21 protein-coding genes and 2 pseudogenes are annotated in these 24,757 nt (G+C 61.6%); 17 read left to right on the top strand and 6 right to left on the bottom strand.

Translation table 11 applies throughout. From position 1 onward, the window contains the following. The first annotated feature begins 14 nt into the window (after positions 1–14). The 4 genes from ruvB (at position 15) to J3R84_RS14750 (ending at position 3,509) form a co-directional block, all read left to right on the top strand. Complete coding sequence (gene ruvB, locus J3R84_RS14765; RefSeq protein WP_025424741.1) at positions 15–1,055, top strand: Holliday junction branch migration DNA helicase RuvB; 1,041 nt, start codon at positions 15–17, stop codon at positions 1,053–1,055. Further along, positions 1,056–1,958 carry a metallophosphoesterase gene (locus J3R84_RS14760; RefSeq protein ID WP_025424740.1) on the top strand — a complete coding sequence of 301 codons (903 nt, stop codon included), beginning with the start codon at positions 1,056–1,058 and terminating at the stop codon, positions 1,956–1,958. Positions 1,959–2,241: 283 nt separating this feature from the next. Beyond that, a complete protein-coding gene (locus J3R84_RS14755; protein WP_025424739.1) occupies positions 2,242–3,141 on the top strand; it encodes a metallophosphoesterase in 900 nt (299 codons plus the stop codon). Continuing rightward, positions 3,141–3,509, top strand: a complete 369-nt coding sequence (locus J3R84_RS14750) for a hypothetical protein (protein ID WP_025424738.1) — start codon at positions 3,141–3,143, stop codon at positions 3,507–3,509. The genes J3R84_RS14755 and J3R84_RS14750 overlap by 1 nt, the downstream gene beginning before the upstream one ends. A gap of 76 nt (positions 3,510–3,585) precedes the next feature. Here the strand turns inward: J3R84_RS14750 and J3R84_RS14745 are convergent, their stop codons facing one another. The 4 genes from J3R84_RS14745 to J3R84_RS14730 all read right to left on the bottom strand — a co-directional run bounded on the left by J3R84_RS14745 (position 3,586) and on the right by J3R84_RS14730 (position 7,958). Further along, positions 3,586–4,800, bottom strand: coding sequence for a hypothetical protein (locus J3R84_RS14745; RefSeq protein WP_057206614.1), 1,215 nt, complete (start codon positions 4,798–4,800; stop codon positions 3,586–3,588). Positions 4,801–4,990: 190 nt separating this feature from the next. Further along, complete coding sequence (locus J3R84_RS14740) at positions 4,991–5,881, bottom strand: NAD-dependent epimerase/dehydratase family protein (RefSeq protein WP_025424736.1); 891 nt, start codon at positions 5,879–5,881, stop codon at positions 4,991–4,993. After that, entirely contained in the window at positions 5,878–6,741 is an 864-nt protein-coding gene (locus J3R84_RS14735; protein WP_057206609.1) for a glycosyltransferase, read from the bottom strand. The genes J3R84_RS14740 and J3R84_RS14735 overlap by 4 nt, the downstream gene beginning before the upstream one ends. Then, positions 6,738–7,958 carry an NAD-dependent epimerase/dehydratase family protein gene (locus tag J3R84_RS14730; RefSeq protein WP_203528346.1) on the bottom strand — a complete coding sequence of 407 codons (1,221 nt, stop codon included), beginning with the start codon at positions 7,956–7,958 and terminating at the stop codon, positions 6,738–6,740. Before J3R84_RS14730 ends, J3R84_RS14735 begins: the two co-directional genes overlap by 4 nt. A 127-nt stretch (positions 7,959–8,085) precedes the next feature. Between J3R84_RS14730 and ybgC the strand changes: the two genes are divergently transcribed. Continuing rightward, positions 8,086–8,541, top strand: coding sequence for a tol-pal system-associated acyl-CoA thioesterase (ybgC, locus tag J3R84_RS14725; RefSeq protein ID WP_025424733.1), 456 nt, complete (start codon positions 8,086–8,088; stop codon positions 8,539–8,541). A gap of 161 nt (positions 8,542–8,702) precedes the next feature. Here ybgC and ligD read toward each other — a convergent pair. Together ligD and J3R84_RS14715 are read right to left on the bottom strand one after the other, a co-directional pair. After that, positions 8,703–9,829 (bottom strand): annotated as a pseudogene (ligD, locus tag J3R84_RS14720) (non-homologous end-joining DNA ligase); the annotation flags it as partial. Between the two features lie 78 nt (positions 9,830–9,907). Then, positions 9,908–10,198 carry a hypothetical protein gene (locus tag J3R84_RS14715; RefSeq protein ID WP_025424732.1) on the bottom strand — a complete coding sequence of 97 codons (291 nt, stop codon included), beginning with the start codon at positions 10,196–10,198 and terminating at the stop codon, positions 9,908–9,910. 308 nt (positions 10,199–10,506) lie between these two features. Here J3R84_RS14715 and tolQ point away from each other — a divergent pair, with 308 nt between their 5' ends. The 12 genes and pseudogenes from tolQ (at position 10,507) to J3R84_RS14655 (ending at position 24,689) form a co-directional block, all read left to right on the top strand. After that, a complete protein-coding gene (gene tolQ / locus J3R84_RS14710) occupies positions 10,507–11,229 on the top strand; it encodes a protein TolQ (protein WP_025424731.1) in 723 nt (240 codons plus the stop codon). 27 nt (positions 11,230–11,256) lie between these two features. After that, complete coding sequence (gene tolR / locus J3R84_RS14705) at positions 11,257–11,709, top strand: protein TolR (RefSeq protein ID WP_025424730.1); 453 nt, start codon at positions 11,257–11,259, stop codon at positions 11,707–11,709. A 9-nt stretch (positions 11,710–11,718) separates the two neighbouring features. After that, a complete protein-coding gene (gene tolA / locus J3R84_RS14700; protein ID WP_203528361.1) occupies positions 11,719–12,798 on the top strand; it encodes a cell envelope integrity protein TolA in 1,080 nt (359 codons plus the stop codon). A gap of 78 nt (positions 12,799–12,876) precedes the next feature. Beyond that, positions 12,877–14,187 carry a Tol-Pal system beta propeller repeat protein TolB gene (tolB, locus tag J3R84_RS14695; RefSeq protein ID WP_025424728.1) on the top strand — a complete coding sequence of 437 codons (1,311 nt, stop codon included), beginning with the start codon at positions 12,877–12,879 and terminating at the stop codon, positions 14,185–14,187. Positions 14,188–14,369: 182 nt separating this feature from the next. Beyond that, entirely contained in the window at positions 14,370–14,900 is a 531-nt protein-coding gene (pal, locus tag J3R84_RS14690; protein ID WP_025424727.1) for a peptidoglycan-associated lipoprotein Pal, read from the top strand. Positions 14,901–15,097: 197 nt separating this feature from the next. Further along, on the top strand, positions 15,098–16,129 hold the full coding sequence (gene ybgF, locus J3R84_RS14685) for a tol-pal system protein YbgF (protein WP_025424726.1): 1,032 nt from the start codon (positions 15,098–15,100) through the stop codon (positions 16,127–16,129). Next, complete coding sequence (gene tilS, locus J3R84_RS14680; RefSeq protein ID WP_025424725.1) at positions 16,119–17,459, top strand: tRNA lysidine(34) synthetase TilS; 1,341 nt, start codon at positions 16,119–16,121, stop codon at positions 17,457–17,459. The genes ybgF and tilS overlap by 11 nt, the downstream gene beginning before the upstream one ends. Before the next feature lie 100 nt (positions 17,460–17,559). Beyond that, entirely contained in the window at positions 17,560–19,503 is a 1,944-nt protein-coding gene (ftsH, locus tag J3R84_RS14675) for an ATP-dependent zinc metalloprotease FtsH (protein ID WP_025424724.1), read from the top strand. A 418-nt stretch (positions 19,504–19,921) separates the two neighbouring features. Then, on the top strand, positions 19,922–21,274 hold the full coding sequence (glmM, locus tag J3R84_RS14670; protein WP_025424723.1) for a phosphoglucosamine mutase: 1,353 nt from the start codon (positions 19,922–19,924) through the stop codon (positions 21,272–21,274). A gap of 230 nt (positions 21,275–21,504) precedes the next feature. After that, on the top strand, positions 21,505–22,323 hold the full coding sequence (locus J3R84_RS14665; protein WP_025424722.1) for an outer membrane protein: 819 nt from the start codon (positions 21,505–21,507) through the stop codon (positions 22,321–22,323). 190 nt (positions 22,324–22,513) lie between these two features. Further along, positions 22,514–23,346, top strand: a pseudogene (locus tag J3R84_RS14660) (outer membrane protein). Positions 23,347–23,510: 164 nt separating this feature from the next. Beyond that, the gene (locus J3R84_RS14655; protein WP_025424720.1) at positions 23,511–24,689 is read left to right on the top strand and encodes a phosphoserine transaminase; all 1,179 of its coding nucleotides are present in this window, start codon (positions 23,511–23,513) and stop codon (positions 24,687–24,689) included. The last annotated feature ends 68 nt before the right edge of the window (positions 24,690–24,757 follow it).

The raw sequence follows: 24,757 nt of genomic DNA, 5'->3' as shown, positions 1-24,757 counted from the left end.
ATTGGAACGGATGGATGACTGAAGCCGCACGTCTGATAACGCCGGAAAAGCGCGGCGAAGATCTCGATGCGACCATGCGTCCGCAGTCGCTGGACGAATTCACCGGCCAGGCGGAAGCCCGCGCCAACCTGAAGATCTTCATCGAGGCGGCGAAGAACCGCGGCGAAGCGCTCGATCACGTGCTGTTCGTCGGGCCGCCCGGTCTGGGCAAGACGACGCTGGCGCAGATCATGGCCAAGGAACTGGGCGTCAACTTCCGCTCGACCTCCGGGCCTGTTATCGCCAAGGCGGGCGATCTGGCAGCGCTTCTGACCAATCTCGAAGAGCGCGACGTTCTGTTCATCGACGAAATCCACCGGCTCAACCCGGCCGTCGAGGAAATCCTTTATCCGGCGATGGAAGATTTCCAGCTCGATCTGATCATCGGCGAGGGGCCGGCGGCGCGATCGGTGAAGATCGATCTGTCGAAGTTCACGCTGGTCGCTGCAACCACCCGTCTCGGCCTGCTGACGACGCCGCTGCGCGACCGCTTCGGCATTCCGGTGCGGCTCAATTTCTACACGGTCGAGGAACTGGAATCGATCGTGCGCCGTGGCTCCCGGCTGATGGGGCTCGGCATGACCGACGACGGCGCGCGCGAGATCGCCCGCCGCGCGCGCGGCACGCCGCGCATTGCCGGTCGGCTGCTTAGGCGCGTGCGCGACTTCGCTGAAGTGGCGCGGGCCGAGGCGGTGACCAAGACGATCGCCGACGAGGCACTGACGCGGCTTCTCGTCGACAATATGGGGCTCGACCAGCTCGACCGGCGCTATCTCTTCATGATCGCCCAGAATTTCGCTGGCGGGCCTGTCGGCATCGAGACCATTGCCGCGGGGCTTTCCGAACCGCGCGATGCGATCGAAGACATCATCGAACCCTATCTGATCCAGCAGGGTTTCATCCAGCGCACGCCGCGCGGCCGCATATTGACCGCCAATGCCTGGAAACATATCGGCCTCAATCCGCCAAAAGAGGTCGAGGCGACCCAGTTTCGATTGACGCTCGAGGACGAGTAAATGATCACGCGCCGTGGGCTTCTGAAGTTTCTCGGCGGCGGGATTGCCAGCATGGCGGCGCTTGGCAGCTATGCCTTTGCCATCGAGCCGCTCGCCCGGCTGAGCGTGACGCGTTATGCGCTGACGCCGCCGGGCTGGTCGCCGGGCTTGAAGCTGCGGGTGGTGGCACTTGCCGACATCCACGCCTGTGAGCCATGGATGTCCGCCAGCCGCATCGCCTCGATCTGCCGGCAGGCCAATGCGCTTGGTGGCGATATCACCGTCCTTCTCGGCGACTATGCCGCCGGCATGAACCTTGTCACGCGTTATGTGCATTCCAGCGAATGGTCGAAGGCGCTCGCGACGCTTGAGGCGCCGCTCGGCGTGCATGCGATCATGGGCAATCACGACTGGTGGGAGGACAGGACCGCGCAGAAGAACAGCGGCGGCCTCACCTTCGGTCACAAGGCGCTCGCCGACGTCGGCATCAACGTCTACAGCAATCGCGCCATCCGCCTGGAAAAGGATGGCCTCGGCTTCTGGCTCGCCGGCCTCGAAGACCAACTCGCGTTGGTGCCGGGCAAGAAATGGATGCGCAAGCATATGCAGGGCCTCGACGATCTCGATGGCACGCTGGCACAAGTAGAAGACGACGCGCCGGTGATCCTGCTTGCCCATGAGCCGGACATCTTTCCGAAAGTGCCTTCGCGTGTCGCCTTGACGCTCTCCGGCCATACCCATGGCGGGCAGGTCCGGTTTCTCGGCCACGCTCCGGTCGTACCCTCGCGCTTCGGCGATCGTTATGCCTATGGTCATATGGTCGAGGGGGATCGCAGCCTGATCGTTTCCGGCGGGCTCGGCTGCTCGATTGCGCCGGTCCGCTTCGGCGTGCCGCCGGAGATCGTCGTCATCGACCTCGGCTGAGGGGATTCCGGCCGCATGGCTTAGGCGCGCGGCCAAATGGCGTATTTCGGCGTGGCGGCGGGCTCGCTATGATCCGCGACAGCGCCACGCGTCTCATGAGACGCGCAGAGGTCGCTGTAGCACTTTGAATTGCTGCATGTTTCCTTGAACCGGATACGATTTAAGGAAACATGCAGTAGGGAAAGAGCCGGCCGTCGACGTTGGACGAGCGCTTTCCATTACCTGCATCGCCTCGATGAAGGTGGCAGGCGGCTTGGCGTCCATCCATTGAAGGGAAGAGTGAATGCTGGCGCGGCGCGGGTTCTTCAAGCTTCTCGGCGGGCTGGTGATGGCTGGGTTTGGCACCAGCGCCTATGCGGTGGGGGTCGAGCCGTTGCAGCGGCCGCTGGTGACGTCCTACGCTTTGCGGCCTGCCAACTGGCCGCCAGGCCTCAAGCTCAGGGTCGTCGTCCTGGCCGATATCCACGCCTGCGAACCCTGGATGCCTGTGCACCGGATTGCCGGCATCTGCGATCAGGCCAGTGCGCTTGGTGGCGACATCATCCTCCTTCTCGGCGACTATATGAGCAGCCTGCGCCTGACCGGTTTCGTCGAACCCGCCCGTTGGGCCGAGGCATTGGCGCGGCTGAAAGCGCCTCTCGGGGTCCACGCGATCATAGGCAATCACGACTGGCTCAACGATCCGGTCGCCCGTCTGGCCGGGCATGGTCCGACAATAGCCCACAGGGCGCTTGCCGGCGTTGGCATCCCGGTCTACGACAATCGTGCGCTGCGGCTCGAAAAGGACGGACGATCCTTCTGGCTCGCCGGTCTGGCCGATCAACTCGAGCCAACCTACCTGGCTCCCGACGGCTCAGGCATGATCCCCGGGCTCGATGACCTGCCCGGCACGATGGCCGGCATGGATGGTGACGATCCGATCATCCTGATGGCCCACGAGCCGGACATCTTTGTCGACGTGCCCCGGCGTGTATCGTTGACACTCGCCGGCCATACCCATGGCGGGCAGGTCAGGATTCTCGGCTATGCGCCGCTTGTCCCGTCGCGATACGGCAACCGCTATGCCTACGGCCACGTCGTCGAGGACGGTCGTCACATGATCGTCTCCGGTGGATTGGGTCTTTCGAATTTGCCGATCCGGATCGGATCGCCTCCGGAAATCGTTGCCATCGATATCGGCTAATGACAGCGTCGATTCAAGCAACGGGCTCGGTGATCTTGCCGAAGGTGAAGATGCAGATCGGCCGCTCGCTGACGGAAGGCATGTCGACCAAGCAGCGCAGCACCTTCCTCGTCTCCGGTGTAATATCGGCAACCTCCTGGCGCGTGCCGTTGATGCTCGGCGCATTGCCACAGCTCAATTTCGTCGTTCCGATGACGGTGATCCTGATGGCCTATGGCCTGCTGCTTGCCGCCGCGATCGTTGTCTCGCACAGCCTTCTCTTCGTGCTTACGGCGGATAAAACCGGCAAATTCGATGAAAGCGCGGATCGAGCCCATGATGGGCCTGCTGTCGGTGGCTTGAGTTGGGGGATCAGGGGTCTGGTTTGACCCGTGATCAGAAGGAAAGGCCCGGCGTCGAGCGCGACGCCGGGCCTTTCTGTTTATGGGTGTTGAGCAAACCGCGTCAGGCGGCCTTGCCGAAGAGATTTTGTAGAGCGCTACGCAAGCCGGGTACGACTTCATAGGTGTCGGTTACCAAAAGCAAACCATCCGCGCACTCGAACCAATCTCCTGCCATCCCCGCGATCCCTTTGATTGATGTGCTGAGCTTGGCAACCTCGATCGAGTTGGGCGGGGTGCTGATGACCCGCTCTGCAATCCAGGCGTCAAGCCAGCTTTGGTTCGCGGGTGAGACAGCCTCCAGCGCGGTTTGTGGGTGTTTGTCGAAATAGTCCTGAATAGCGATATTGGTCGGTGCGATGACGATCTGGTCGAGATTGCTGTCCCCGAAGGCATCGATGACGCGTGAGCGTTCAAGCGCCATCAGGAAGGTATCGGTCTTGCCGTCCCGGCCGGTTGTCGCCGCGAGAGAGCGTAGCGTCTCCAGTATCGTCGGAAGCTGTTGTTCCTGTTGCGCGTCGTCGGCGCCGGTCTTGATGAGGGACTGATAAACGAGGTCGATGCCGGGGGTGAACGACCGCTTGCGGATGCCGCGTGTCCAATTGTATTCGAAATCCACTTCGAAGCGACCTTTGAGATTGGGCACTGCGCCCTGCGGCACCTCGATGATCACGGCTGGGTTCCAGATATAGCCGGCATAGGATGGGCGGCCGGGATTTGCCGGCATTCCCGACGACACCCAGCCGACATGCGGCAAGCTGGTGTGCCATTCGATTGATCGCGATTCCGGGCGGGCCGCGAACGAGACCTCGGAAGCGGTGAAGCTGACGCCGACGTTGGCGCTGAGCGAAGCGCCCGCCTTCGGGCCTTCCGAACTATACTCGGCGCTCAGTTCGCCGCCGATCGAGAAGCTGATGGTTGCCTGCTCGACCGTGCTGTTCGGCCCGAACGTCAAGAGACGTGCCTGTGCCGAGGTCGTTTCAATGCGCAGATTCATGTGGTTGGCATAAAAGCCGACCGAGACCCAATTGGACGACGGCTTGGACGGCGAGCCCTGAATGCCGTGGTAGACATCGCCGGCAACGAGATAATAGTCGCGCGTCAGATTCTGATCGCCGTGTATCAGCTTGTAGACCGATAGCAAGGCGTTCGCGGTCAGGGTTTGCGATGAGGTTTTGACCGTACCCCATCCAAAATCCTTACCGCCGTTCGTTCTCCATTCACCGTTCAAAGTGCCGACAAGCTTCCAGACTTCAGGATTCAACGTCTCGATAGGCATCGTTTTGTTTCCTTCGAAGCGCCGTCGATCGACGGGAGGTTGAGCTGTGGAGCGAGACCGGAACCGGCCCGCGCAGCCACCTTAACGCAGATATTCGAAGACAACCTGAGGTAATTATTTGTACATTAAAGCTCTTTAAACGAGTCCTAAAATTAGACAAGCAGGACGCTGGTCCTATGCGCTTGCGGCGTCAGGCAAGCAGCGTTCTGACCGTTGCCCGCAATCGCTCCAGCCCGCCCGGCCGCCAGTCAACTGCTCGGATCTTCTCGCTATTCATGGCGTTGAAGGTGGTCAGCGTGGCCGGGCGCGGAAGGGCGTGCTTGGAGCCGGTAATATCCTGAACCATTGCCAGAATGGTACAGTTGTCGACGAGCACATCGGAGACGTTGAACACGCCGCTCGTCAGGCCGTCGAGCGGTGCTTCGAGGGTGAGGCGAACGGCGGCGGCCACATCATCGCCATGAACTTCCGTGCCGGCGCGTGGCGCAATCTCTCGGCCCGCGAGATAGTCATCGAAAAGCGGCTGCCATTTGTGAGCGGCACCTGTGCCGGACGGTCCGTAGACGCCGGTCACACGCAGGCTCACCGCCTTGAATGCGTTCGTGCCTAGTGCGGCCAGTGCATTTTCGGCTTCCAGCTTGAGGCTGCCATAGAGGCTTTCGGGATGGCAGGCCGTATCTTCAAACAGTTCTACGCCCGGCAGTTGGTCGCCATAGACGGCGCGGCTCGACAGGAAGACGCAGCGCTTCACGCCGTGGTCGCGGGCGGTTCGAAACAGGCGGACGGAGCCGTCGAGATTGCTGCGGCGGAACCCGTCCGGGTCATCGCCTTCGCCGCCCCGATAACGCCCGGCGACATGCTGGAAGGCGGCATGGACGAAGTGGTCGACGTCACGGAAGGCGACGCTCTGATCGATATCCGGGTCGAGAGCGAGCGGAACGAAAGCGACAGGCTTCGAGAAGAAGGCGGGAGCGGGCGGAGTGCGGCCGCCGGCAACAACGTCATACCCGGCGGCCATCAGATGCTCGACGATGAAGCGGCCGACGAAACCGGTGCCACCGGAGACGAGCACGCGCGTCATGACTGAGCCGGATTCGCAAGGGTTGCTATGTCTGGAATATTCTCGCCGGTGAGGTAGGCGGACCAGAGGTCGATCAACGGACGAAGCTGCTTGGTGCGGGGATGGTCCTTCTCCCACGGCTTTTCGTACTGGTAGTGCAACACGCCGATCGACGACCAGTCCCAGAGTTCTGGCAAATTGAACCAGACATATTGCAGCATGTTCATGGTCACCGGCAGGCCATGCCATTCGGGAAAAAAGCTCTGCAGGAAGGTCTGGTCGGTGCGGGGCCAGAAGGCTTCAGGCGCGTCGAGCCTTTCGAGCATGGCGCGGAACGTCGCGATGGATGGCTCGGCAACGAAGACGCCGGAATTCAAACGGTGAAAATCGGCAAGACCTTCATAGACATTCGGCGCGGCGGAAAACTCCGGATAGCCAAACAGCCGGTCGATGTTTCTGAGAACGATCGCATCGGCGTCGATGAACACGCAGCGGCGATATTCTGTCAGCTGCCAGAGCCGCAGCTTGCAGAAATTGTCGAGCGGCGAATGAAAAGCCGGCTTGCGCCCCTTGGTGAAGGGCGCTTTGTCGTGGACGTTGCGCTTGCCGTGGCGCTCGTTGAAGGCTTCCGAGAGCGGCAGCAGCTTCGTTTCGATAAGGCGGCAGCCGATTGTTGAGAGTGGCGCAAGGACGTCGGCGGCAACGCCGCCAGTGTGGAGAACGACGATATCGGCCGGGGTGTTCGTCAGGCGGATCGAGCGGACGAGCGCGCGGGCGCCGAGCGCATAGTCGGCATTGGTGACGAGCGTCACGAATGCATGATCGGACGAGGCAGGGGAGGAGGGGCGGAGCCCCTCCGGGTGATCGTCAAGTGATGTCATGAAACGGATTTCAGCCGCTTGCCCTCAGGGTCGTGGTTGATGCGCATCGCGATATCCTTGGTCCAGGCGGAGACGGCCGGAACGCGCGAGCGATCGACGCGATAGGCAAATTTCCTGGCGACATCGACGATTTCGGAAAGCAGACCATCTCTGAGACGGATCGGATCAAGGCCAAGCCCCAGGAACTTTTTGTTGTGCACGACGAGTTCGTTTTCCGCCGCTTCCTTGCGCGGGTTGGGCAGCCAGGCAATCTGCGAACCGGAGATCGTGGCGATCATTTCGGCGAGGTCCCGCACCCGGTGGGTTTCCGTCATCTGGTTGAAGATTTCGACGCGGCTGCCACGGGCCGGCGGGTTCTTCAGCGCCAGTTCGATGCAGCGCACGGAATCCTGGATGTGGATGAAGGCGCGTGTCTGGCCGCCGGTACCATGCACGGTCAGCGGATAGCCGATCGCCGCCTGGATGAGGAAACGGTTCAGCACCGTGCCATAGTCGCCGTCATAGTCGAAACGGTTGATCAGCTGAGCGTGCCTGCGGGTCTGCTCCGTGTGGGTGCCCCAGACGATGCCCTGGTGCAGGTCGGTGATCCTGAGGCCATCGTTCTTGGCGTAGAACTGGAAAAGCAGCTGATCCAGGCACTTGGTCATGTGGTAGATCGAGCCGGGATTCGAGGGATAGAGGATGTCCTGGCTCACGGTTTTGCCCGCCATCGTCTCGATGCGAACAGGCAAATAACCCTCGGGGATCGCCGCGCCGACGGTGGAATAGCCATAGACGCCCATGGTGCCGAGATGCACCAGATGTGCATCGAGTTCGAGTTCGACGAGGGCGTTCAGCAGATTATGCGTGGCATTGACGTTGTTGTTGACGGTGTAATTCTTGTGCCGGTCGCTCTTCATCGAATAGGGCGCTGCGCGCTGTTCGGCGAAATGCACGATCGCGTCGGGGCGGTGTTGCGTAAGCCAGTTCTTCAAAAGCTCGTAGTCGCGGGCAAGATCGATCAGGTTGAAATGAATGCGACGGCCGGTTTCGGCATGCCAGATGCGGGTACGCTCCTGGATCGAATCCATCGGGGTCAGAGACTGCACGCCGAGCTCGGTATCAATCCAGCGGCGTGAGAGATTGTCGAGAATATGGATGTCATGACCGGCGTCGGACAGGTGAAGGGCCGTTGGCCAGCCGATGAAACCATCACCGCCGAGGATCGCAATCTTCATGCACGGTTCTCCTGATCAGGAAGGAAAGCTGTGTCACGTGTAGGATAGGTTTGTGACAAAGCTGCAATGCTTGCAAATGCCTTTTTGTTCCTGCACAGGATTTGGGAAATTCTTGTCGGAGAGAAGCATGTCCCTGATCTCGATTGCAGGCGAACTGACCGAAGGCGGCCATCGACTGGTCCAGCGCGTTTATTACGAAGACACCGATTTTTCCGGCGTCGTTTATCACGCCCGCTACTTGCATTTCATGGAGCGCGCCCGCACGGATTTCCTGCGGCTGCTCGGCGTCGAGCAGGCGACGCTGGCGATCGAGGGGGACAGCGAGGGTCTCGTCTTTGTCGTGCATCGGATGGAGATCGACTTCAAGGCGCCGGCGCGCATGGACGACATCCTGACGATCGGCACGGTGACGGAGAAAGCGGGCGGTGCCAAGATGGTGCTGCTGCAGGAGATCCGCCGTGATGGGCAATTGCTGATCGCCGCCAAGGTGATTATCGCGGTGATCAACGGCCAGGGCCGTCCCCGCCGCCTGCCCGAAGCGCTGGCGACGAAATTCACACAGGCAAGGCAAAGCGTGGGTTAAGCCGGCACGTGCTGTTGCATGCATCGAAGCGTCCTTTCTGAAGGGCGCTTTTTTCGTTGCCAGGAGGTTAGTTGCAACCCGTACCGTTTGTGCAGTTGACGATCATGCGGACGTACGTATGGATCGAGGGCCTGCGGCAGGTGGCGGCCTAGCCGCCCCGCTTATTCGGCCAGCGTATCCAGTATCTTCTTGGTCAGGGACTGCCTTGTATCGCCAAGCTCAGACCAGGGTTCCATTCCATTTTCGATGCGCTGGAGGATATCGGCGATATGGAAACCGTTGGCTGCGTCGAGGTTGGAAAGCTCGCTCCAGCTGACGGGCGTTGCCACCGGTCCACCTGCGCGGGCTCGGGTGGAATAGGGAGCGATCGCTGTCGCGCCGCGTTCGTTCCTCAGCCAGTCGATGAAGATCCTGCCCTGGCGCTTTGCCTTCGACATGGTGGCAATGAAATTATCCGGATCGCGGTCGGCAAAGCCCTGCGCGAACGACTTGGCGAAGCGTTTCGCGTCCTCCCATGGTGCGCGTGGCGCCAGCGGAACGATGACATGCACGCCCTTGCCGCCGGTAACCATCGGAACCGATTGCAGGCCGATGTCGTCGAGCGCGTCTCGAAGGCTGAGTGCGGCGTCCTTGACGGTTGAAAAATCGACGCTTGGGTCGGGGTCGAGGTCGAACACCAATCGGTCCGGCGTCTCGATCTTGTCGACCGGCGATCCCCAGATGTGAAATTCCAGCGTTGCCATCTGGACCGCCGCAACAAGACCCTTGGCATCACGCACATACATGTAGTTCTCGGTGTCGCCGGAGGATTCCTTCACCGGTGTCTCGCGGATCTCGGCCGGAAAACCCTCGCTGGCATGCTTCTGGTAAAAGCATTGGCCGCGTCCGCCCTGCGGGCACCGCATCAGCGACAGCAGGTGACCGCTGGCAAAGGGCAGCATCTTGTCCGCCACGACGGCGTAGTGGCGGGCGAGATCGAGTTTGGTGATGCGCCCTCCCTCGAACAGCTCGCGCTCCGGATGGGTGATGCGAACGCCGAGAACGGTGTCGTCCGTAACCGAATTCGCCGCGCTCGGCGTTTCGCGCGAGGCACGCTTCGCGTTGCCCTGCGCACGCACTGCTTGGTTCGGCGCACGTTTCGCATCGGGTTCGGGCTCCTTCGTCATCTTCGGTCTTTCCTGTGTCACGGCCTTGGCCTCCTTGTCGCGGCGCAGCCCTTCGAAGCGCCGTGGCGAATGTGTCCATCGTCAGAGAACTCGGCTAAGTCGAACTAGGCCACCAGATCCGGCGTGTGCCGGCGGGCCCCATGCCGTCGAGCAATGCTTGCAGCTCGTGCCGTCGCTTGATGAGCGGGTTCTTGCGCAGGTCAGCGTTCTCCGTTCAGCGGTTTGGTGCCTGACGCGCGGACTGCGTCTTGGGCGAGGGCCTGCTCGATGCCCGCGATATCTTCGCTGGTGATGGCAGGGATCGGATCGGAGATGATTGCCTGAAGCACCTCGCTGGATAGGACGCCGTTGGCGAGTGCCTCTTCCAGCGCGGCGCGGGTTTCCCGCTCGGCCTTCAACTGCGCGTAGAGTGCCAGGATCAAGCGATCGCGCTGATCGAAGTGCTGCGGGGTGGACCGCCGGTCGCGATGTCGTGTCGTTTGCGTGGTCATGGCGAGAAAACGCCCGCCGACGAGGGAAGTTCCGTGATGGGCGCTTGGCCTCAAGGTGCGGCCGGAAAGACACAGCACGGTAACACTCCCTTAACCATAATGGTGTCTTAATCAGCCCATCAGGATTTGTGCAGTGCACGTCATCCTTTGACCAAAATTGACGGCAAGAAGGCAACCATAAGCTAATAAAGGTCGCGATGGTGCGACCAGCGGCGGCGCCGGGGCATTCTTGCAACAGGACGTTTGGGCTACCCGGTCACGAGCATGAGCCGCTCTTGCCGGGTGTTTGGATTCGGGGACTGAAAACGATGGAACAGGTTGGATTGGCCGCTGCGACGCACGATGTGACCCTCTGGTCGCTGTTCATGCAAGCGGGCTTTGTCGTGAAGTTGGTCATGCTGGGGCTGATTGCAGCTTCGGTGTGGACATGGGCGATCGTCGTCGACAAGACGCTGAACTACGGCCGTGTCCGTCGCCAGCTCGACGGCTTCGAGCAGGTGTTCTGGTCGGGCCAATCGCTCGAAGAGCTGTACCGCACGCTCTCCGACCGCCAGACGGCGGGCATGGGGGCGATCTTCGTCTCGGCGATGCGCGAATGGAAGAAGAGCTTCGAGCGCGGCGCTCGCTCGCCGATCGGCCTGCAGATGCGTATCGACCGTGCCATGGACGTGACGCTTGCGCGTGAATCGGAATCGCTGGAAGCGCGCCTCGGTTCGCTCGCGACCATCGGTTCGGCGGCACCCTTCATCGGCCTCTTCGGTACCGTCGTCGGTATCATGACCTCGTTCCAGGCGATCGCCGGTTCGAAGTCGACCAACCTTGCAGTTGTGGCCCCCGGTATCGCCGAAGCGCTGCTGGCAACTGCCATCGGCCTGCTTGCGGCTATTCCCGCCGTTATCGCCTACAACAAGTTTTCTGCCGACGCCGGCAAACTGTCGGCGCGTATGGAAGCCTTCGCCGACGAGTTTTCCGCGATCCTGTCGCGGCAGATCGACGAGAAACTGCAGAACCCGCGCCAGGCCGCGCAGTAATCGCCAGAGAGCACGGAGACCACGCTGATGGGTATGTCGGTTGGCGGAGCCAAGGGGTCGGGCGGCGGTCGCCGCCGCCGCGGCGGCAAGAAAGCGATCATGAGCGAAATCAACGTCACGCCCTTTGTGGACGTGATGCTGGTGCTGCTGATCATCTTCATGGTCGCCGCACCGATGATGACGGTCGGCGTGCCGATCGACCTGCCGGAAACGCAGGCCAAGGCGCTCAACTCCGATACGCAGCCGATCACCGTTTCGGTCAACCCGGCCGGCGAGATTTTCCTGCAGGAAACGCCGATCGCAATCGAAGAGGTTGTGCCCAAGCTCGAGGCGATTGCCACCACCGGCTACAACGAACGCATCTATGTCCGCGGCGACACCAACGCCGACTATGGCACGGTGATGAAGGTCATGGCGCGCATCTCGGCTGCCGGGTTCAAGAACCTCGGCCTCGTGACGCTGCAAGAACAGGAAAAGTGATCCTTGGCCATGAAGGGCAGTCTCGCCACATCTGGTCTGCTTCACGCTCTGGTTCTGACCTGGGCGCTGGTTTCGCTCGGCAGCCCGGCTGACTTCCAGGTCGCCGACGTCGAAGCCTTGCCTGTCGATATCGTACCCTATTCGGAAATAACCCAGGTCCAGCAGGGCGACAAGAAGGCACCGAAGAAGGAAACATCGTCGCCGGTTCCGACCAAACGTCCGGAAACGAGCCAGCCGGCCGAGAACATCGGCGACAACGACACGGACCTGAAAACGCCGCCGACGCCGAACGCCAAGCCGTCGAAGAGCGAGGCCACGGCCTCGCCGGAAAAGAACGAGAAGCCCGAACCGACGCCCGATCCGGTCGAGCAGGAAATCAAGAAGGTCGAGGAGACGAAGCCTGCTTCCGAACCGGCGACCGAAGTCGCGGCACTGCCGGAAGCCAAGCAGGAAGTAAAGCCCGAAACCAAGCCGCAATCGGCGCCGGCCGAAGAAAAGCCGGCCGAAAATCCGGAAGCCGAAGCGTTGCCCGAAAAGGTGCCGACGCCGGCTGCCAAGCCCAAGGTCGAAAAACCGGCACAGTCGGCAAAGACACCTGACCGCAAGAACGAGCAGACGCCGAAGGAACAGAAGAAGGCGGCCTCCACTGAGGAAAGCAAGTTCAACGCTGACGAAATTGCCGCCCTTCTCAACCGGCAAGATCCCTCTGCCGGTGGCGCCAAGCGCTCGACGCAGGAGGCGGCTCTCGGTGGCAAGAAGACCATCGGCGTGGGCTTGAGCGCCAACGAGATCGACGGTGTGAAGGGTCAGATCCAGGACAAATGGTCGCTGATGGCCGGTCTCACAGGCGTCGAGGAAGTGCGCGTCTCGATCCGGGTGCAACTGGATCCCTCGGGCAACATCGTCGGTGAGCCGGAGGTGACCGCCACGGGGGGGCCGGAAGGAACGCGCCGCGCCGTCGAGAGCAGCACGCTGCGCGCGCTCCGCCGCTCGGCACCGCTACAGAACCTGCCGCCTGAAAAATATGACGGCGAAAAAGGATGGAATACCCTCGTGCTGAACTTCGACCCCTCGGATTTCGCACTCTAGAGCTGCCGGGATTGGAATCATGCCGGATAGCAAACCAACCCTGCAAACCCTTCGTACTAAGCTGAAAGGCTTGTCTCTATGATCAAGAGCTCTTTTTTCCGCGCCCTGATGGTGGCAGCGGGTCTGCTGGCCGCCTTCGTGGCGGCGACGCCGGCGAATGCGGTCGTTGAAATCAACATCAACAAGGGCAATGTCGAACCGTTGCCGATCGCGATCACCGACTTCCTGCAGGGTGAACTCGGCAAGAAGATTTCGGACGTGGTCGCAGCCGACCTCAAGCGGTCGGGCCTGTTTAAGCCGATCGACCGCGGTGCCTTCATCGAAAAGATCAGCAACCCCGACGCCGCGCCGCGGTTCGAGGACTGGAAGGTCATCAACGCCCAGGCGCTCGTCACCGGTCGCGTGACGCAGGAGGCCGACGGTCGCCTGAAGGCCGAGTTCCGGCTTTGGGACACGTTTGCCGGCACGCAGATGACCGGGCAGCAGTTCTTCACCCAGCCCGAAAACTGGCGTCGTGTTGCCCATATCATCGCCGATGCGATCTATGAGCGCATCACCGGCGAAAAGGGCTACTTCGATACGCGTGTCGTCTACGTTGCCGAAAGCGGCCCGAAGACCGCCCGCAAGCGCCAGCTTGCGATCATGGACCAGGATGGCGCAAATCCACGACCGCTCACCAACTCCAACGACATCGTTCTGACGCCGCGCTTCTCGCCGAACCGTCAGGAAGTCACCTACATGTCGTTCGAAAACCAGCAGCCGCGGGTCTATCTGCTGCAACTGGAGACCGGACAGCGCGAGGTTGTCGGCAACTTTCCGGGCATGACCTTCTCGCCACGCTTCTCGCCCGATGGCCAGCGCGTCATCATGAGCCTGCAGCAGGACGGCAACGCCAACATCTACACGATGGATCTGCGCTCGCGCACGACGACACGGCTCACCAGCACGCCGGCGATCGATACGGCGCCGTCCTATTCGCCGGATGGTGGCCAGATCGCCTTTGAAAGCGACCGCGGCGGACGCCAGCAGATCTACGTCATGGGTGCCGATGGTTCCGGTCAGCGCCGCATCTCCTTCGGCGACGGTTCCTATTCGACGCCGGTCTGGTCTCCGCGTGGCGACCTCATCGCCTTCACCAAGCAGTCGGGCGGCAAGTTCTCGATCGGCGTGATGAAGCCGGACGGTTCGGGTGAGCGCATCCTGACCACAGGCTTCCACAATGAAGGGCCGACCTGGGCGCCGAACGGCCGCGTTTTGATGTTCTTCCGCCAGAACGCCGGTGCCGGCGGACCGCAGCTCTACTCGATCGATCTGACCGGTTACAACGAGCAGGCGGTCCCGACACAGGGCTTTGCCTCGGACCCGGCCTGGTCGCCGCGGCTTGAATAGCAGGCTCGCCTTTGCGGCGGGGATTGTGGCTACGATGCCGCTTTCTCGCCGCAAAGTGCTGGTCTAGCAGGCGCCGAGCTTAAATTATCGATTTGTTAACCATAACTGTTGAATAGCGATTAACCGCTTCCGGTTACAGTCTGGCAACCGTGAATTCAGACACTTCTCAAGGAGACCGGCGCATGAGCCGAATTGACACCCCGGCCGCAGGCCGCATGCAGACCATCGCTCGCAACCCGGTCATGATCGCACTTGTCATGACCCTTGCCATCGCTGGCTGCGCCTCGAAGAAGAACATGCCGAACAATGCCAACGAGCTTGGTCTCGGCGCCGGCGCTGCAACGCCGGGTTCGCAGCAGGACTTCACCGTCAATGTCGGCGACCGTATCTTCTTCGACACGGACTCGACCTCGATCCGCGCCGACGCCCAGCAGACGCTCGACCGTCAGGCTCAGTGGCTGGCCAAGTACCCGAACTACGCCGTCACCGTCGAAGGCCATGCCGACGAACGCGGCACCCGCGAATACAACCTGGCACTCGGCGCTCGCCGCGCTGCTTCCACCAAGGACTATCTGATTTCGCGCGGCGTTCCGGCCAACCGCCTGAAGACGATCTCCTACGGCAAGGAAAAGCCGGTTGCCGTTTGCGACGACATCTCGTGCTGGTCGCAGAACCGCCGCGCCGTGACCGTTCTCGGTGGCGCCGGCATGTGATCTTCCGATCACGCATCGCTAAATTATAAGGGCGGCCTTGTGCCGCCCTTTGCTTTTTTACCACACTTTGGCCGAACTCCGTTGCTTTTTCAGGGTAATTGGAAAACTGTGCGGCAATCATCCAGATGAATCGGCGAGATGTATTGCGGGCCCCGATTCCAGGGTGGGAAAACCGGTATTCGAACAGGACAAATGAAATGAAGAAATTTGTCGTGGCTGGACTGCTTGGTCTCGCGGCCCTTTCGGGCCTGGGCCAGACAGTAAACGCCATGCCGCTTTCCGGGCTCATGGCCCGAACGACACACGCCGACACGGCAGGGGCGCACAGTCTTCCCGTCGTGAAGGTACAGGCGTCCGAAACCACACGGGTCGGCCAACTTGAAGAACAGATCCGCTCGCTCAACGGGCGTATCGAGGAAATGAGCTTCCAACTCCTGCAGATGCAGGAGCAGATCCGGAAGTTCCAGGAGGACAACGAGTTCCGCTTCCAGGATCTGGAAAGCGGCAAGGCCTCCCCGAAGAAGAGCGGCGCATTGCAGACGCCGAAGTCCAGCGATCAGGCGTCCGTCACCCCTCAGGTGACGGATAGCCAGACGATGGCGCCTGTCGATCCTGGCACCGGCATGGCCGCATCGGGTGCCAATCAGGGCACGACCGGTGCGGCACCGCCGACGACGCTCGGCCAGATCGTCTTCGACGAGAGCGGCAATCCGATTTCGACGACGACAGACGCACAGCCTGGCGCCAACGCCACGCCTCCCGGTGTCGATCCCGGCGTAGCACTTCCGGGCACCGATGGCGGGCTCAACGCCAATCCGGATAGCCAGCGGCAGACGGCAGCGCTGGACAACCCCGGCGACCTCTACCAGTCGGCCTATGGGCACGTGCTTTCCGGCGACTACAGCACCGCCGAACAGGAGTTCCGCGACTATCTCGATGTGTTCCCGCAGGGCGAAAAGGCAGCCGATGCCAGCTTCTGGATGGGCGAAGCGCAGTATTCGCAGGGCAAGTACAGCGAAGCCGCCAAGACGTTCCTGAATGCGCATCAGGCGCACGCCAAATCGCCGAAGGCTCCGGAAATGCTGCTGAAACTCGGCATGTCGCTTGGCGCGCTCGACAACAAGGAAACCGCCTGCGCCACGTTGCGCGAGGTGAACAAGCGCTACCCGAAGGCCTCGCCGGCCGTGCGCGCAAAGGTGACGAGCGAGCAAAGCCGCTTTGGCTGCTGAGACGCCGGCGCACCTGGCCGTTCTCGAAACGGCGAAACGATTTCTTTCATTCTTCCATCGGCCCGCCCGACTGCTCGTAGCTGTCTCAGGCGGTAGCGATTCCAAGGGACTGCTTCTTGCCCTGCACCGGGCGATCGAGGCAACCGGCAAAGCCGACCTTTCCCTTGCCGCCTGCACGGTCGACCATGCCCTGAGGCCCGGCTCCGCCGATGAAGCGGAGGCGATCGCCGCCTTCTGCGCCAGCCTCGGCATTGCACATATGGTCAAACGCTGGGACGGCCACAAGCCGACGGCGGGAATTCAGGCCGCGGCACGCAACGAGCGCTATCAACTGCTGGCGAGCGCTGCCGATGAATTCGGGGCCACCTGCATCGTCACCGGGCACACCCTCGATGACCAGCGCGAGACGATCCTGATGCGGTCCGAGCGTGGGCAGGGGCCCGGTGGCGCCGGAATGGCCCGCGCAACGCTCTACGACAGGCGCTTCTGGGTGTTGCGCCCGTTTCTCGGCCTTCGCCGCGCCGACATACGCGCTTTTCTGAGCGCGGAGGGCGTTGGCTGGTTCGACGATCCGAGCAACATGAATATGCGCTTTGAGCGTGTGCGCACCCGCGAGCGCCTCGCCGAAACGGGTGGCGAAGTGGCTGCCGCATGGGATGCTGCGTCGCGGGCGCGCTCCTCGGCAAGGGCCGCCGCCTGGCTGAAGCTTCATGCGCGCGTTCACGAAAACCTCGTGGTGAGCTTTGCGGGCGCTGCTGTCGCCGGATGCGTCGACGCCGACTGCCGCCGCGCGCTTCTGGCGATGGCTGCCGTCGTCGGTGGCAGGACGCATCCACTGGCCGCGGAAACGGTCACGCGACTGATGGCGTTTCTCGAGCGGGACGAACCCGGACGGCTGACGGCGGGACGCGTCGTGTTCGACAGGCGTGCGACCGGCCTTTACCTCTATCGCGAGGCGCGTGATCTGCGGCTTCTGGCGCTGAGGCCCGGCGAAGCCGGCATCTGGGACGGCCGCTTTACGGTTCGAAATGTCGGAAATGGCATGGTGCAGATCGGCGCCACCAACGATGGCGGCCTGCAACAGGAGAGACTTATTGCCGCAGGACTGCCACCGGGCGTTGCCAAGCGGGCGTCGGTTTCCGCGCCTTGTGTTGTATCCACAGACGACAATTGCGTCGCGAAGACCGACGTTGAGCCGCGCATAGGCCCCTACGACACCTTTTTGCCGGGTTTCGACCTGATCATGGCGGAGATGATTGCCGGATTGTTCGGGCGTCAGCCCTATGTTCGGTCGCCGGTTCACGATCTGTTGACAGAAATGGAACGGTAGTTGGCGGTTTGCCTTGGCAAGGCGTCGCCAGAACCCTATGTTAGGGGCAAGAAAGCGGCCCGGCGAAATGTGCGGGTCGTGACAGGTTCCGGGGAGTTCGATGAACCCTAATTTTCGTAATTTTGCCCTATGGGCAATCATAGCGCTTTTGCTGATCGCGCTGTTTAGCATGTTTCAGCAACCGACCGAGCGCACCGGCTCGCGCGAGATTCCGTTCTCGCAGTTCCTCAAGGACGTCGATGCGAGCCGCGTCAAGGAAGTCGTGATCACTGGCTCCAAGGTCATCGGCAGCTATTCTGAAAGCGGCGCGACGTTCCAGACCTATGCACCTTCGGTTGACACCGCGCTCACCGAGCGTCTGGAAGCCAAGGACGTGACGGTGACCGTTCGTCCGGAAACCGACGGCTCCTCCGGGTTCCTGAGCTATATCGGCACGCTGCTGCCAATGCTTTTGATCCTCGGCGTCTGGCTGTTCTTCATGCGTCAGATGCAGGGCGGTTCGCGAGGCGCCATGGGCTTTGGCAAATCCAAGGCCAAGCTTCTGACGGAAGCGCATGGCCGCGTCACCTTTGACGACGTTGCCGGTGTCGATGAAGCCAAGCAGGATCTGGAAGAAATCGTCGAATTCCTGCGCGACCCGCAGAAGTTCCAGCGGCTCGGCGGACGTATTCCGCGCGGCGTGCTGCTCGTCGGCCCTCCCGGTACCGGTAAGACGCTGCTTGCCCGCTCGGTCGCAGGCGAAGCCAACGTTCCCTTCTTCACCATCTCCGGTTCGGACTTCGTCGAAATGTTCGTCGGCGTCGGCGCAAGCCGTGTGCGCGACATGTTCGAACAGGCCAAGAAGAATGCGCCCTGCATCATCTTCATCGACGAAATCGACGCCGTCGGTCGCCATCGCGGCGCCGGTCTCGGCGGCGGCAACGACGAACGCGAGCAGACGCTGAACCAGTTGCTGGTCGAAATGGACGGCTTTGAGGCCAATGAAGGCATCATCCTGATCGCGGCGACCAACCGTCCCGACGTTCTCGATCCGGCCCTTCTGCGTCCGGGCCGTTTCGACCGCCAGGTCGTGGTGCCGAACCCCGATATCAACGGCCGCGAGCGCATCCTCAAGGTGCACGTTCGCAACGTGCCGCTGGCGCCGAATGTCGACCTCAAGGTTCTGGCCCGCGGCACGCCCGGCTTTTCCGGTGCCGACCTGATGAACCTCGTCAACGAAGCGGCCCTGATGGCTGCGCGCCGCAACAAGCGCGTCGTCACCATGCTCGAGTTCGAAGACGCCAAGGACAAGATCATGATGGGTGCGGAGCGCCGCTCCTCTGCCATGACCGAAGCCGAAAAGAAGCTGACCGCCTACCACGAAGCCGGACACGCAATCCTGGCGCTCAACGTTCCCTCGGCCGATCCGCTGCACAAGGCGACGATCATTCCGCGTGGACGGGCGCTTGGCATGGTGATGCAGCTGCCGGAAGGCGACCGTTATTCCATGAGCTACAAGTGGATGGTCTCGCGGCTCGCCATCATGATGGGCGGACGTGTTGCCGAAGAACTGACTTTTGGCAAGGAGAACATCACCTCCGGCGCTTCGTCCGACATCGAGCAGGCGACCAAGCTTGCTCGTGCGATGGTGACGCAATGGGGCTTCTCCGACCAGCTTGGCCAGGTTTCCTACGGCGAGAACCAGCAGGAAGTCTTCCTTGGTCACTCCGTTGCGCAGCAGAAGAACGTTTCGGAAGCGACCGCTCAGAAGATCGACAACGAAATCCGTCGTCTGATCGATGAGGCCTACGAGACCGCCCGCAAGATCCTCACCGACAAGAACCACGAGTTCGTGGCTTTGGCGGAAGGGCTGCTCGAATACGAAACCCTGACCGGCGAAGAGATCAAAGCGCTGATCCGCGGCGAAAAGCCGGCGCGCGACCTCGGCGACGACACCCCGCCGCATCGCGGCTCCGCCGTGCCTTCCGCTGGCGTGAAGAAAGAGGGTTCGTCGGGTAACAAGGGCGAAGAATCCGAAGGTGGGTTCGAGCCGCAGCCGCAATAGCGGTTTTGGTTTCAGACGCTTATCTCAGAAGCCGCCGCGCCGGAGGGTGCGGCGGCTTTTTGTTGCTACTGCAACGTTTTCCTTAAATCGCATTCGATTTAAGGATAAAAACATGCAGCAATTCGAAGTGCTACCGCGACCTTTGCGCGTCTAATAAGACGCGCGGCGCTGTATGTGCAGGATTGCACTTGGTAACGCGATGTAATGATTTCTGATGCTATCGTCGCTGCCGTTTGCATTGGTTTTGTGTCAAAGAAGAAACGAAATACTCTCGGCCTTTGCTTCGGCATCAAGGTCGCGGGGGCCACGGTAACAGCCGGAATGATATGAGGTCTGGTCAATGAAACCCAGTCGCGGAGCACGCAGACAGGTGAAGCAGGCAAAGCCTGCATTGACCCAGCAGAACGATGGAGTTCTTATGAAGCGCAAGTATTTCGGCACGGACGGTATCCGCGGTCAGTCCAATATCTTTCCAATGACGCCGGATCTCGCCATGCGGGTCGGCATTGCAGTCGGTACGATCTTCCGCAATGGCGCCCATCGCCACCGGGTGGTGATCGGCAAGGACACGCGCCTCTCCGGCTATATGCTTGAAAACGCCATGGTTGCCGGTTTTACGGCTGCGGGTCTCGACGTGTTCCTGCTCGGACCGATCCCGACCCCCGGCGTTGCCATGCTGACGCGCTCGCTGCGCGCTGATATCGGCGTGATGATTTCCGCGTCGCACAATCCGTTCCAGGACAACGGCATCAAGCTGTTCGGCCCTGATGGCTATAAGCTCTCCGACGATATCGAAGCCAAGATCGAAGCGCTGCTCGATCAGGATCTGTCCGGCCAGCTCGCCAAGGCGGAAGACATCGGCCGCGCCAAGCGCGTCGACGGCGACATTTATCGTTATCTCGAACACGCCAAGCGCACCCTGCCGCGCGACGTCACCCTTCAGGGCCTGCGGATTGCCATCGATTGCGCCAACGGCGCCGCCTACAAGGTTGCACCCCAGGCGCTTTGGGAACTCGGCGCCGAGGTGGTGTCGATCGGGACCGAGCCGAATGGTGTCAATATCAACCTCGATTGCGGCTCGACCCATCCGGCGGCCCTTTCCAGGAAGGTGCATGAGGTGCGCGCCGATATCGGTATCGCGCTTGATGGCGACGCCGACCGGGTTCTGATCGTCGATGAGAACGGCACCGTGATCGATGGCGACCAACTGATGGCTGTTATCGCCGACAGCTGGGCCGAGGATGGCACGCTGCGTGGCGGCGCGATCGCCGCAACCGTCATGTCCAACTTGGGGCTGGAGCGTTACCTCAAGGGCCGTGGTATCGAGCTGCGCCGCACCAAGGTCGGCGACCGCTACGTTGTCGAGCAGATGCGCCAGGACGGCCTGAATGTCGGTGGCGAGCAGTCCGGCCACATCGTGCTGTCGGACTTCGGCACGACCGGTGACGGTCTCGTGGCCGCCCTGCAGATCCTTGCGGTCGTCAAGCGCCTGGGCAAGCCGGTGAGCGAGGTCTGCCACCGTTTCGAGCCGGTGCCACAGGTCTTGAAGAATGTGCGCGTGTCCGCCGGCAAGCCGCTCGAGGATGCAGCCGTGCGCCAGGCGATTGCCGATGCGGAAGCCGAGCTTGCCAAGTCCGGCCGCCTGCTGATCCGTCCGTCGGGTACAGAGCCTTTGATCCGGGTCATGGCCGAGGGCGATGACCGCGGCCAGGTCGAGCGGATCGTCGACGGGCTGATCAATGTCATAGGCAGCGCGCGTAACGCTGCTTAAAAGCGTACCTTCAGAAGTTTCCTCCAGGGCCGGTGACAATCACCGGCCTTTTCTTTGCTCGCCAAAGAACAAGTTGCCGCAGCGCGGAGTATTAACGTTCCTTAATGCACACGGTAAACGTTTGTAGTTAATCGGAGTTTAACCTTTCCCCCTCATTATCCATAACCAACGTCAGGATTTGGACACCACTTTCATGGTGCACCAAGCAACCGAATGTATTGGAGTGGGCCATGAAGAGAATTTTGAGTGGCGTTGTTGCAGTCTTGCTCAGCGGCACCGCAGCTTTTGCTGCCGACATTTACCAACCGCCTGTCGAAGCGCCTATCGTCGAGCCAGTGATCCAGGCCAGCGGCTGGTATCTGCGCGGCGACGTCGGCTACGCCTGGAACGACCTGCGCGGCGCGAATTACTACCAGGGAGGCCCGGGCGGCTCTATCGCTGAGTTCGCCTCGGCCGATATCGATGACTCCTGGGTCATTGGCGGCGGTGTCGGTTACCAGTTCAACAACTATCTGCGCACCGACGTCACGCTCGACTACTGGGGCGGTGGCGACTTCAACGGCTCGACCTTAGGCGGCTGCGGGATCGTCGCGGGTCCCTGCGTGTCAAGTGACACAAGCTCGGTTTCCGCCTGGAGCTTGATGGCCAACGCCTATGTCGACATCGGCACCTACGGCGCCTTCACCCCCTATGTCGGTGCCGGTATCGGTGCCACGCACGTGAAATGGGACGGACTGCGCAACACCAGCTGCAGTGTCAGCAATCCGGCAGATTGCGACCCGACGACGGATCACGGTGGCGAGAGCGATTGGCGCTTCACCTACGCGCTCATGGCCGGTACTGCGATCGACCTGACCTGCAATCTCAAGGCAGACGTTGGCTACCGCTTCCGCCAGGTCGATGATGGCGACATGTTCGGCTACAACAACGGCGGCGGCCCGGGCTTCGACGAGGGTTTCTACATCCACGAGGCACGCGCTGGTCTGCGCTACTCCTTCGGCAATGTCTGCGAGGTTCCCTACGAGCCGGAGCCGATCGTCTACAAGTAAGACATATGACGCTGAAATCATGAAGGCCGCCCCCGGGGCGGCCTTTGTCGTTTCGCCCAAAGCTTTGCGCAAATCCTAACGGGCATGGTTAACCGCGAGTTAACCTCCGTCTGCAATAGTTAACGCTGAACGAAGCAGCTGGTGGGTGGATCCTATTCGGCGACGGCAATGGTAGCGAAAGGGCATGGGCATGGAATGGCGAAACGGGATCTGCGGAGCCGCGTTCGGTGTCGGCCTGTTGCTTTCCGGTCCGGCACTTGCCGCAGACGAGACTCTGATCGACGCCCCCGAAATCACGATTGCCCAGGAAGCAACCGGCAGCAGCGGCCTCTACCTGCGCGGCGACATCGGTTACGCCGGCTGGCGCGACGAGGGCAATCCCACCTATCGCACCTTCGATGCGGGGACCGGTTACAGCAATATTCCGTTCGACGGCGCACGTTTCGATAAACCGTTTTCGGGAACCATCGGCCTCGGCTACCAGATCACCGACACTTTCCGCGCTGATCTGACGGCCGATTATTTCGAGGGTCGTTTCGACGGTTCGTCGCTGACCGCAAGCCCCTGCGCGGGGCAGGGTGCCGGTACGTCCTGCGCTTTTGCCGCGACGGCGGATTTTTCCGCACTCGGCCTGATGGCGAACGCCTATGTCGACTTCGGAACGCTCGCCGGCTTCACGCCCTATCTCGGCGCTGGCATCGGCGCGACCAATCTGCGTTGGAATACCGCCTTTGCCAGCGAGAGCTGCGTTGCCGCGGCGGCGCCTGTGCCGGTGCTCCGGCCACAACCTCATTTGACGGTCGCAACAGCTGGCGCTTCACCTATGCGCTGATGGCCGGCGTCTCCTACGACCTCAGCGATCGTCTGAAGCTCGATGTCGGCTACCGTTACTCGCATATCGGCGACGGCGAGATGTTCGGCTTCGGCGCCGAGGCACTGGCGGGTGCGAGCGGGGCAAAGGGTTTCGACGATGGACTTTCCCGTCACGAGATCAGAGCCGGCCTGCGCTTCTCGTTCTGGTAACAATCGGTCGGCAGGCGCAGCCTCATCTTTGCGGATATTGCCTGCGACGCCATAAATATTCTCGATTGCGACACAAGTCGCTTGACTTCCTTCCGGACCCGCAATATTTCCGACGGCGGGACACCCTTCCCCAACGAAGGGCTATCTATCTGGAAGGATAGCGCATGACGAAGCCTGCCAAGCCGGACATCCGTCCGAACAACACCCATTTTTCTTCTGGCCCTTGCTCGAAGCGCCCCGGTTGGTCGCTCGATGCTCTCTCCGACGCTCCGCTCGGTCGTTCGCACCGCGCCAAGGTCGGCAAGACGAAGCTCAAGCAGGCCATCGATCTTACCCGTGACATTCTTGACGTGCCGGCCGATTACCGCATCGGCATCGTGCCCGCTTCCGATACCGGCGCCGTCGAAATGGCGCTCTGGTCGATGCTCGGCCAGCGTGGCGTCGACATGGTCGCCTGGGAAAGCTTTGGCGCCGGCTGGGTGACCGATGTGGTCAAGCAGCTGAAGCTCGCCGATGTACGCAAGTTCGAAGCCGGTTACGGCGAACTTCCCGATCTCTCCAAGGTCGATTTCGATCGTGACGTCGTCTTCACCTGGAACGGCACGACCTCGGGTGTGCGCGTTCCGAATGCCGACTTCATTCCGGCCGACCGCAAGGGCCTGACCATTTGCGACGCGACGTCTGCCGCCTTTGCGCAGAACCTCGATTTCGCCAAGCTCGATGTCGTCACCTTCTCCTGGCAGAAGGTTCTGGGCGGCGAGGGCGCACACGGCGTCATCATTCTTTCGCCGCGTGCCGTCGAACGCCTGCTGACCTATGTGCCGGCCTGGCCGCTGCCGAAGATCTTCCGCATGACCTCCGGCGGCAAGCTGATCGAAGGCATCTTCACCGGCGAGACCATCAACACGCCGTCGATGCTCTGCGTCGAAGACTATATCGATGCGCTCGTCTGGGCTGAGAAGGTCGGCGGGCTCAAGGGCCTGATGGCGCGTGCCGACGCCAATGCCAAGGTGATCTTCGACTTCGTTGCAGCCAACGGCTGGATCGCCAATCTGGCGGTCAAGGACGAGACCCGTTCCAATACGTCGGTCTGCCTGAAGATCGTCGACGCTGATGTCGCCGCACTGGATGCGGACGGACAGGCTGCCTTTGCCAAGGGCGTTGTCGCCCTGCTCGAAAAGGAAGGTGTCGCGTTCGACATCGGCCATTATCGCGATGCACCGTCCGGTCTCAGAATTTGGGCCGGTGCCACGATCGAGGCATCCGACATGGCAGCGCTGATGCCGTGGCTGACCTGGGCTTTTGAGGCCCAGAAGGCGACGCTGTCGCAGGCAGCGGCCTAACCCAAGCGTTTGCTTCGCTCTCGATGGGGAGCGAAGCCCTTGTACCGCATTCCCGTTCAGACCTGATC

It is taken from the genome of Ensifer canadensis, from assembly GCF_017488845.2.
Classification (GTDB): Bacteria; Pseudomonadota; Alphaproteobacteria; order Rhizobiales; family Rhizobiaceae; genus Ensifer; species Ensifer canadensis.
This window is presented reverse-complemented; position numbering and strand designations above follow the sequence as displayed.

Excerpts from the sequence above, each read along its gene's own strand:
- pal (WP_025424727.1), top strand. The coding sequence starts at position 14,370 with ATGAGCCGAATTGACACCCCGGCCGCAGGCCGCATGCAGACCATCGCT.
- tolA (WP_203528361.1), top strand. The coding sequence starts at position 11,719 with ATGAAGGGCAGTCTCGCCACATCTGGTCTGCTTCACGCTCTGGTTCTG.
- J3R84_RS14760 (WP_025424740.1), top strand. The coding sequence starts at position 1,056 with ATGATCACGCGCCGTGGGCTTCTGAAGTTTCTCGGCGGCGGGATTGCC.
- ybgF (WP_025424726.1), top strand. The coding sequence starts at position 15,098 with ATGAAGAAATTTGTCGTGGCTGGACTGCTTGGTCTCGCGGCCCTTTCG.
- J3R84_RS14755 (WP_025424739.1), top strand. The coding sequence starts at position 2,242 with ATGCTGGCGCGGCGCGGGTTCTTCAAGCTTCTCGGCGGGCTGGTGATG.
- J3R84_RS14730 (WP_203528346.1), bottom strand. The coding sequence starts at position 7,958 with ATGAAGATTGCGATCCTCGGCGGTGATGGTTTCATCGGCTGGCCAACG.
- J3R84_RS14715 (WP_025424732.1), bottom strand. The coding sequence starts at position 10,198 with ATGACCACGCAAACGACACGACATCGCGACCGGCGGTCCACCCCGCAG.
- J3R84_RS14665 (WP_025424722.1), top strand. The coding sequence starts at position 21,505 with ATGAAGAGAATTTTGAGTGGCGTTGTTGCAGTCTTGCTCAGCGGCACC.
- J3R84_RS14740 (WP_025424736.1), bottom strand. The coding sequence starts at position 5,881 with ATGACGCGCGTGCTCGTCTCCGGTGGCACCGGTTTCGTCGGCCGCTTC.
- J3R84_RS14655 (WP_025424720.1), top strand. The coding sequence starts at position 23,511 with ATGACGAAGCCTGCCAAGCCGGACATCCGTCCGAACAACACCCATTTT.
- glmM (WP_025424723.1), top strand. The coding sequence starts at position 19,922 with ATGAAGCGCAAGTATTTCGGCACGGACGGTATCCGCGGTCAGTCCAAT.
- J3R84_RS14750 (WP_025424738.1), top strand. The coding sequence starts at position 3,141 with ATGACAGCGTCGATTCAAGCAACGGGCTCGGTGATCTTGCCGAAGGTG.
- ftsH (WP_025424724.1), top strand. The coding sequence starts at position 17,560 with ATGAACCCTAATTTTCGTAATTTTGCCCTATGGGCAATCATAGCGCTT.
- ruvB (WP_025424741.1), top strand. The coding sequence starts at position 15 with ATGACTGAAGCCGCACGTCTGATAACGCCGGAAAAGCGCGGCGAAGAT.
- tolR (WP_025424730.1), top strand. The coding sequence starts at position 11,257 with ATGGGTATGTCGGTTGGCGGAGCCAAGGGGTCGGGCGGCGGTCGCCGC.
- tolB (WP_025424728.1), top strand. The coding sequence starts at position 12,877 with ATGATCAAGAGCTCTTTTTTCCGCGCCCTGATGGTGGCAGCGGGTCTG.
- tolQ (WP_025424731.1), top strand. The coding sequence starts at position 10,507 with ATGGAACAGGTTGGATTGGCCGCTGCGACGCACGATGTGACCCTCTGG.
- ybgC (WP_025424733.1), top strand. The coding sequence starts at position 8,086 with ATGTCCCTGATCTCGATTGCAGGCGAACTGACCGAAGGCGGCCATCGA.
- J3R84_RS14735 (WP_057206609.1), bottom strand. The coding sequence starts at position 6,741 with ATGACATCACTTGACGATCACCCGGAGGGGCTCCGCCCCTCCTCCCCT.
- J3R84_RS14745 (WP_057206614.1), bottom strand. The coding sequence starts at position 4,800 with ATGCCTATCGAGACGTTGAATCCTGAAGTCTGGAAGCTTGTCGGCACT.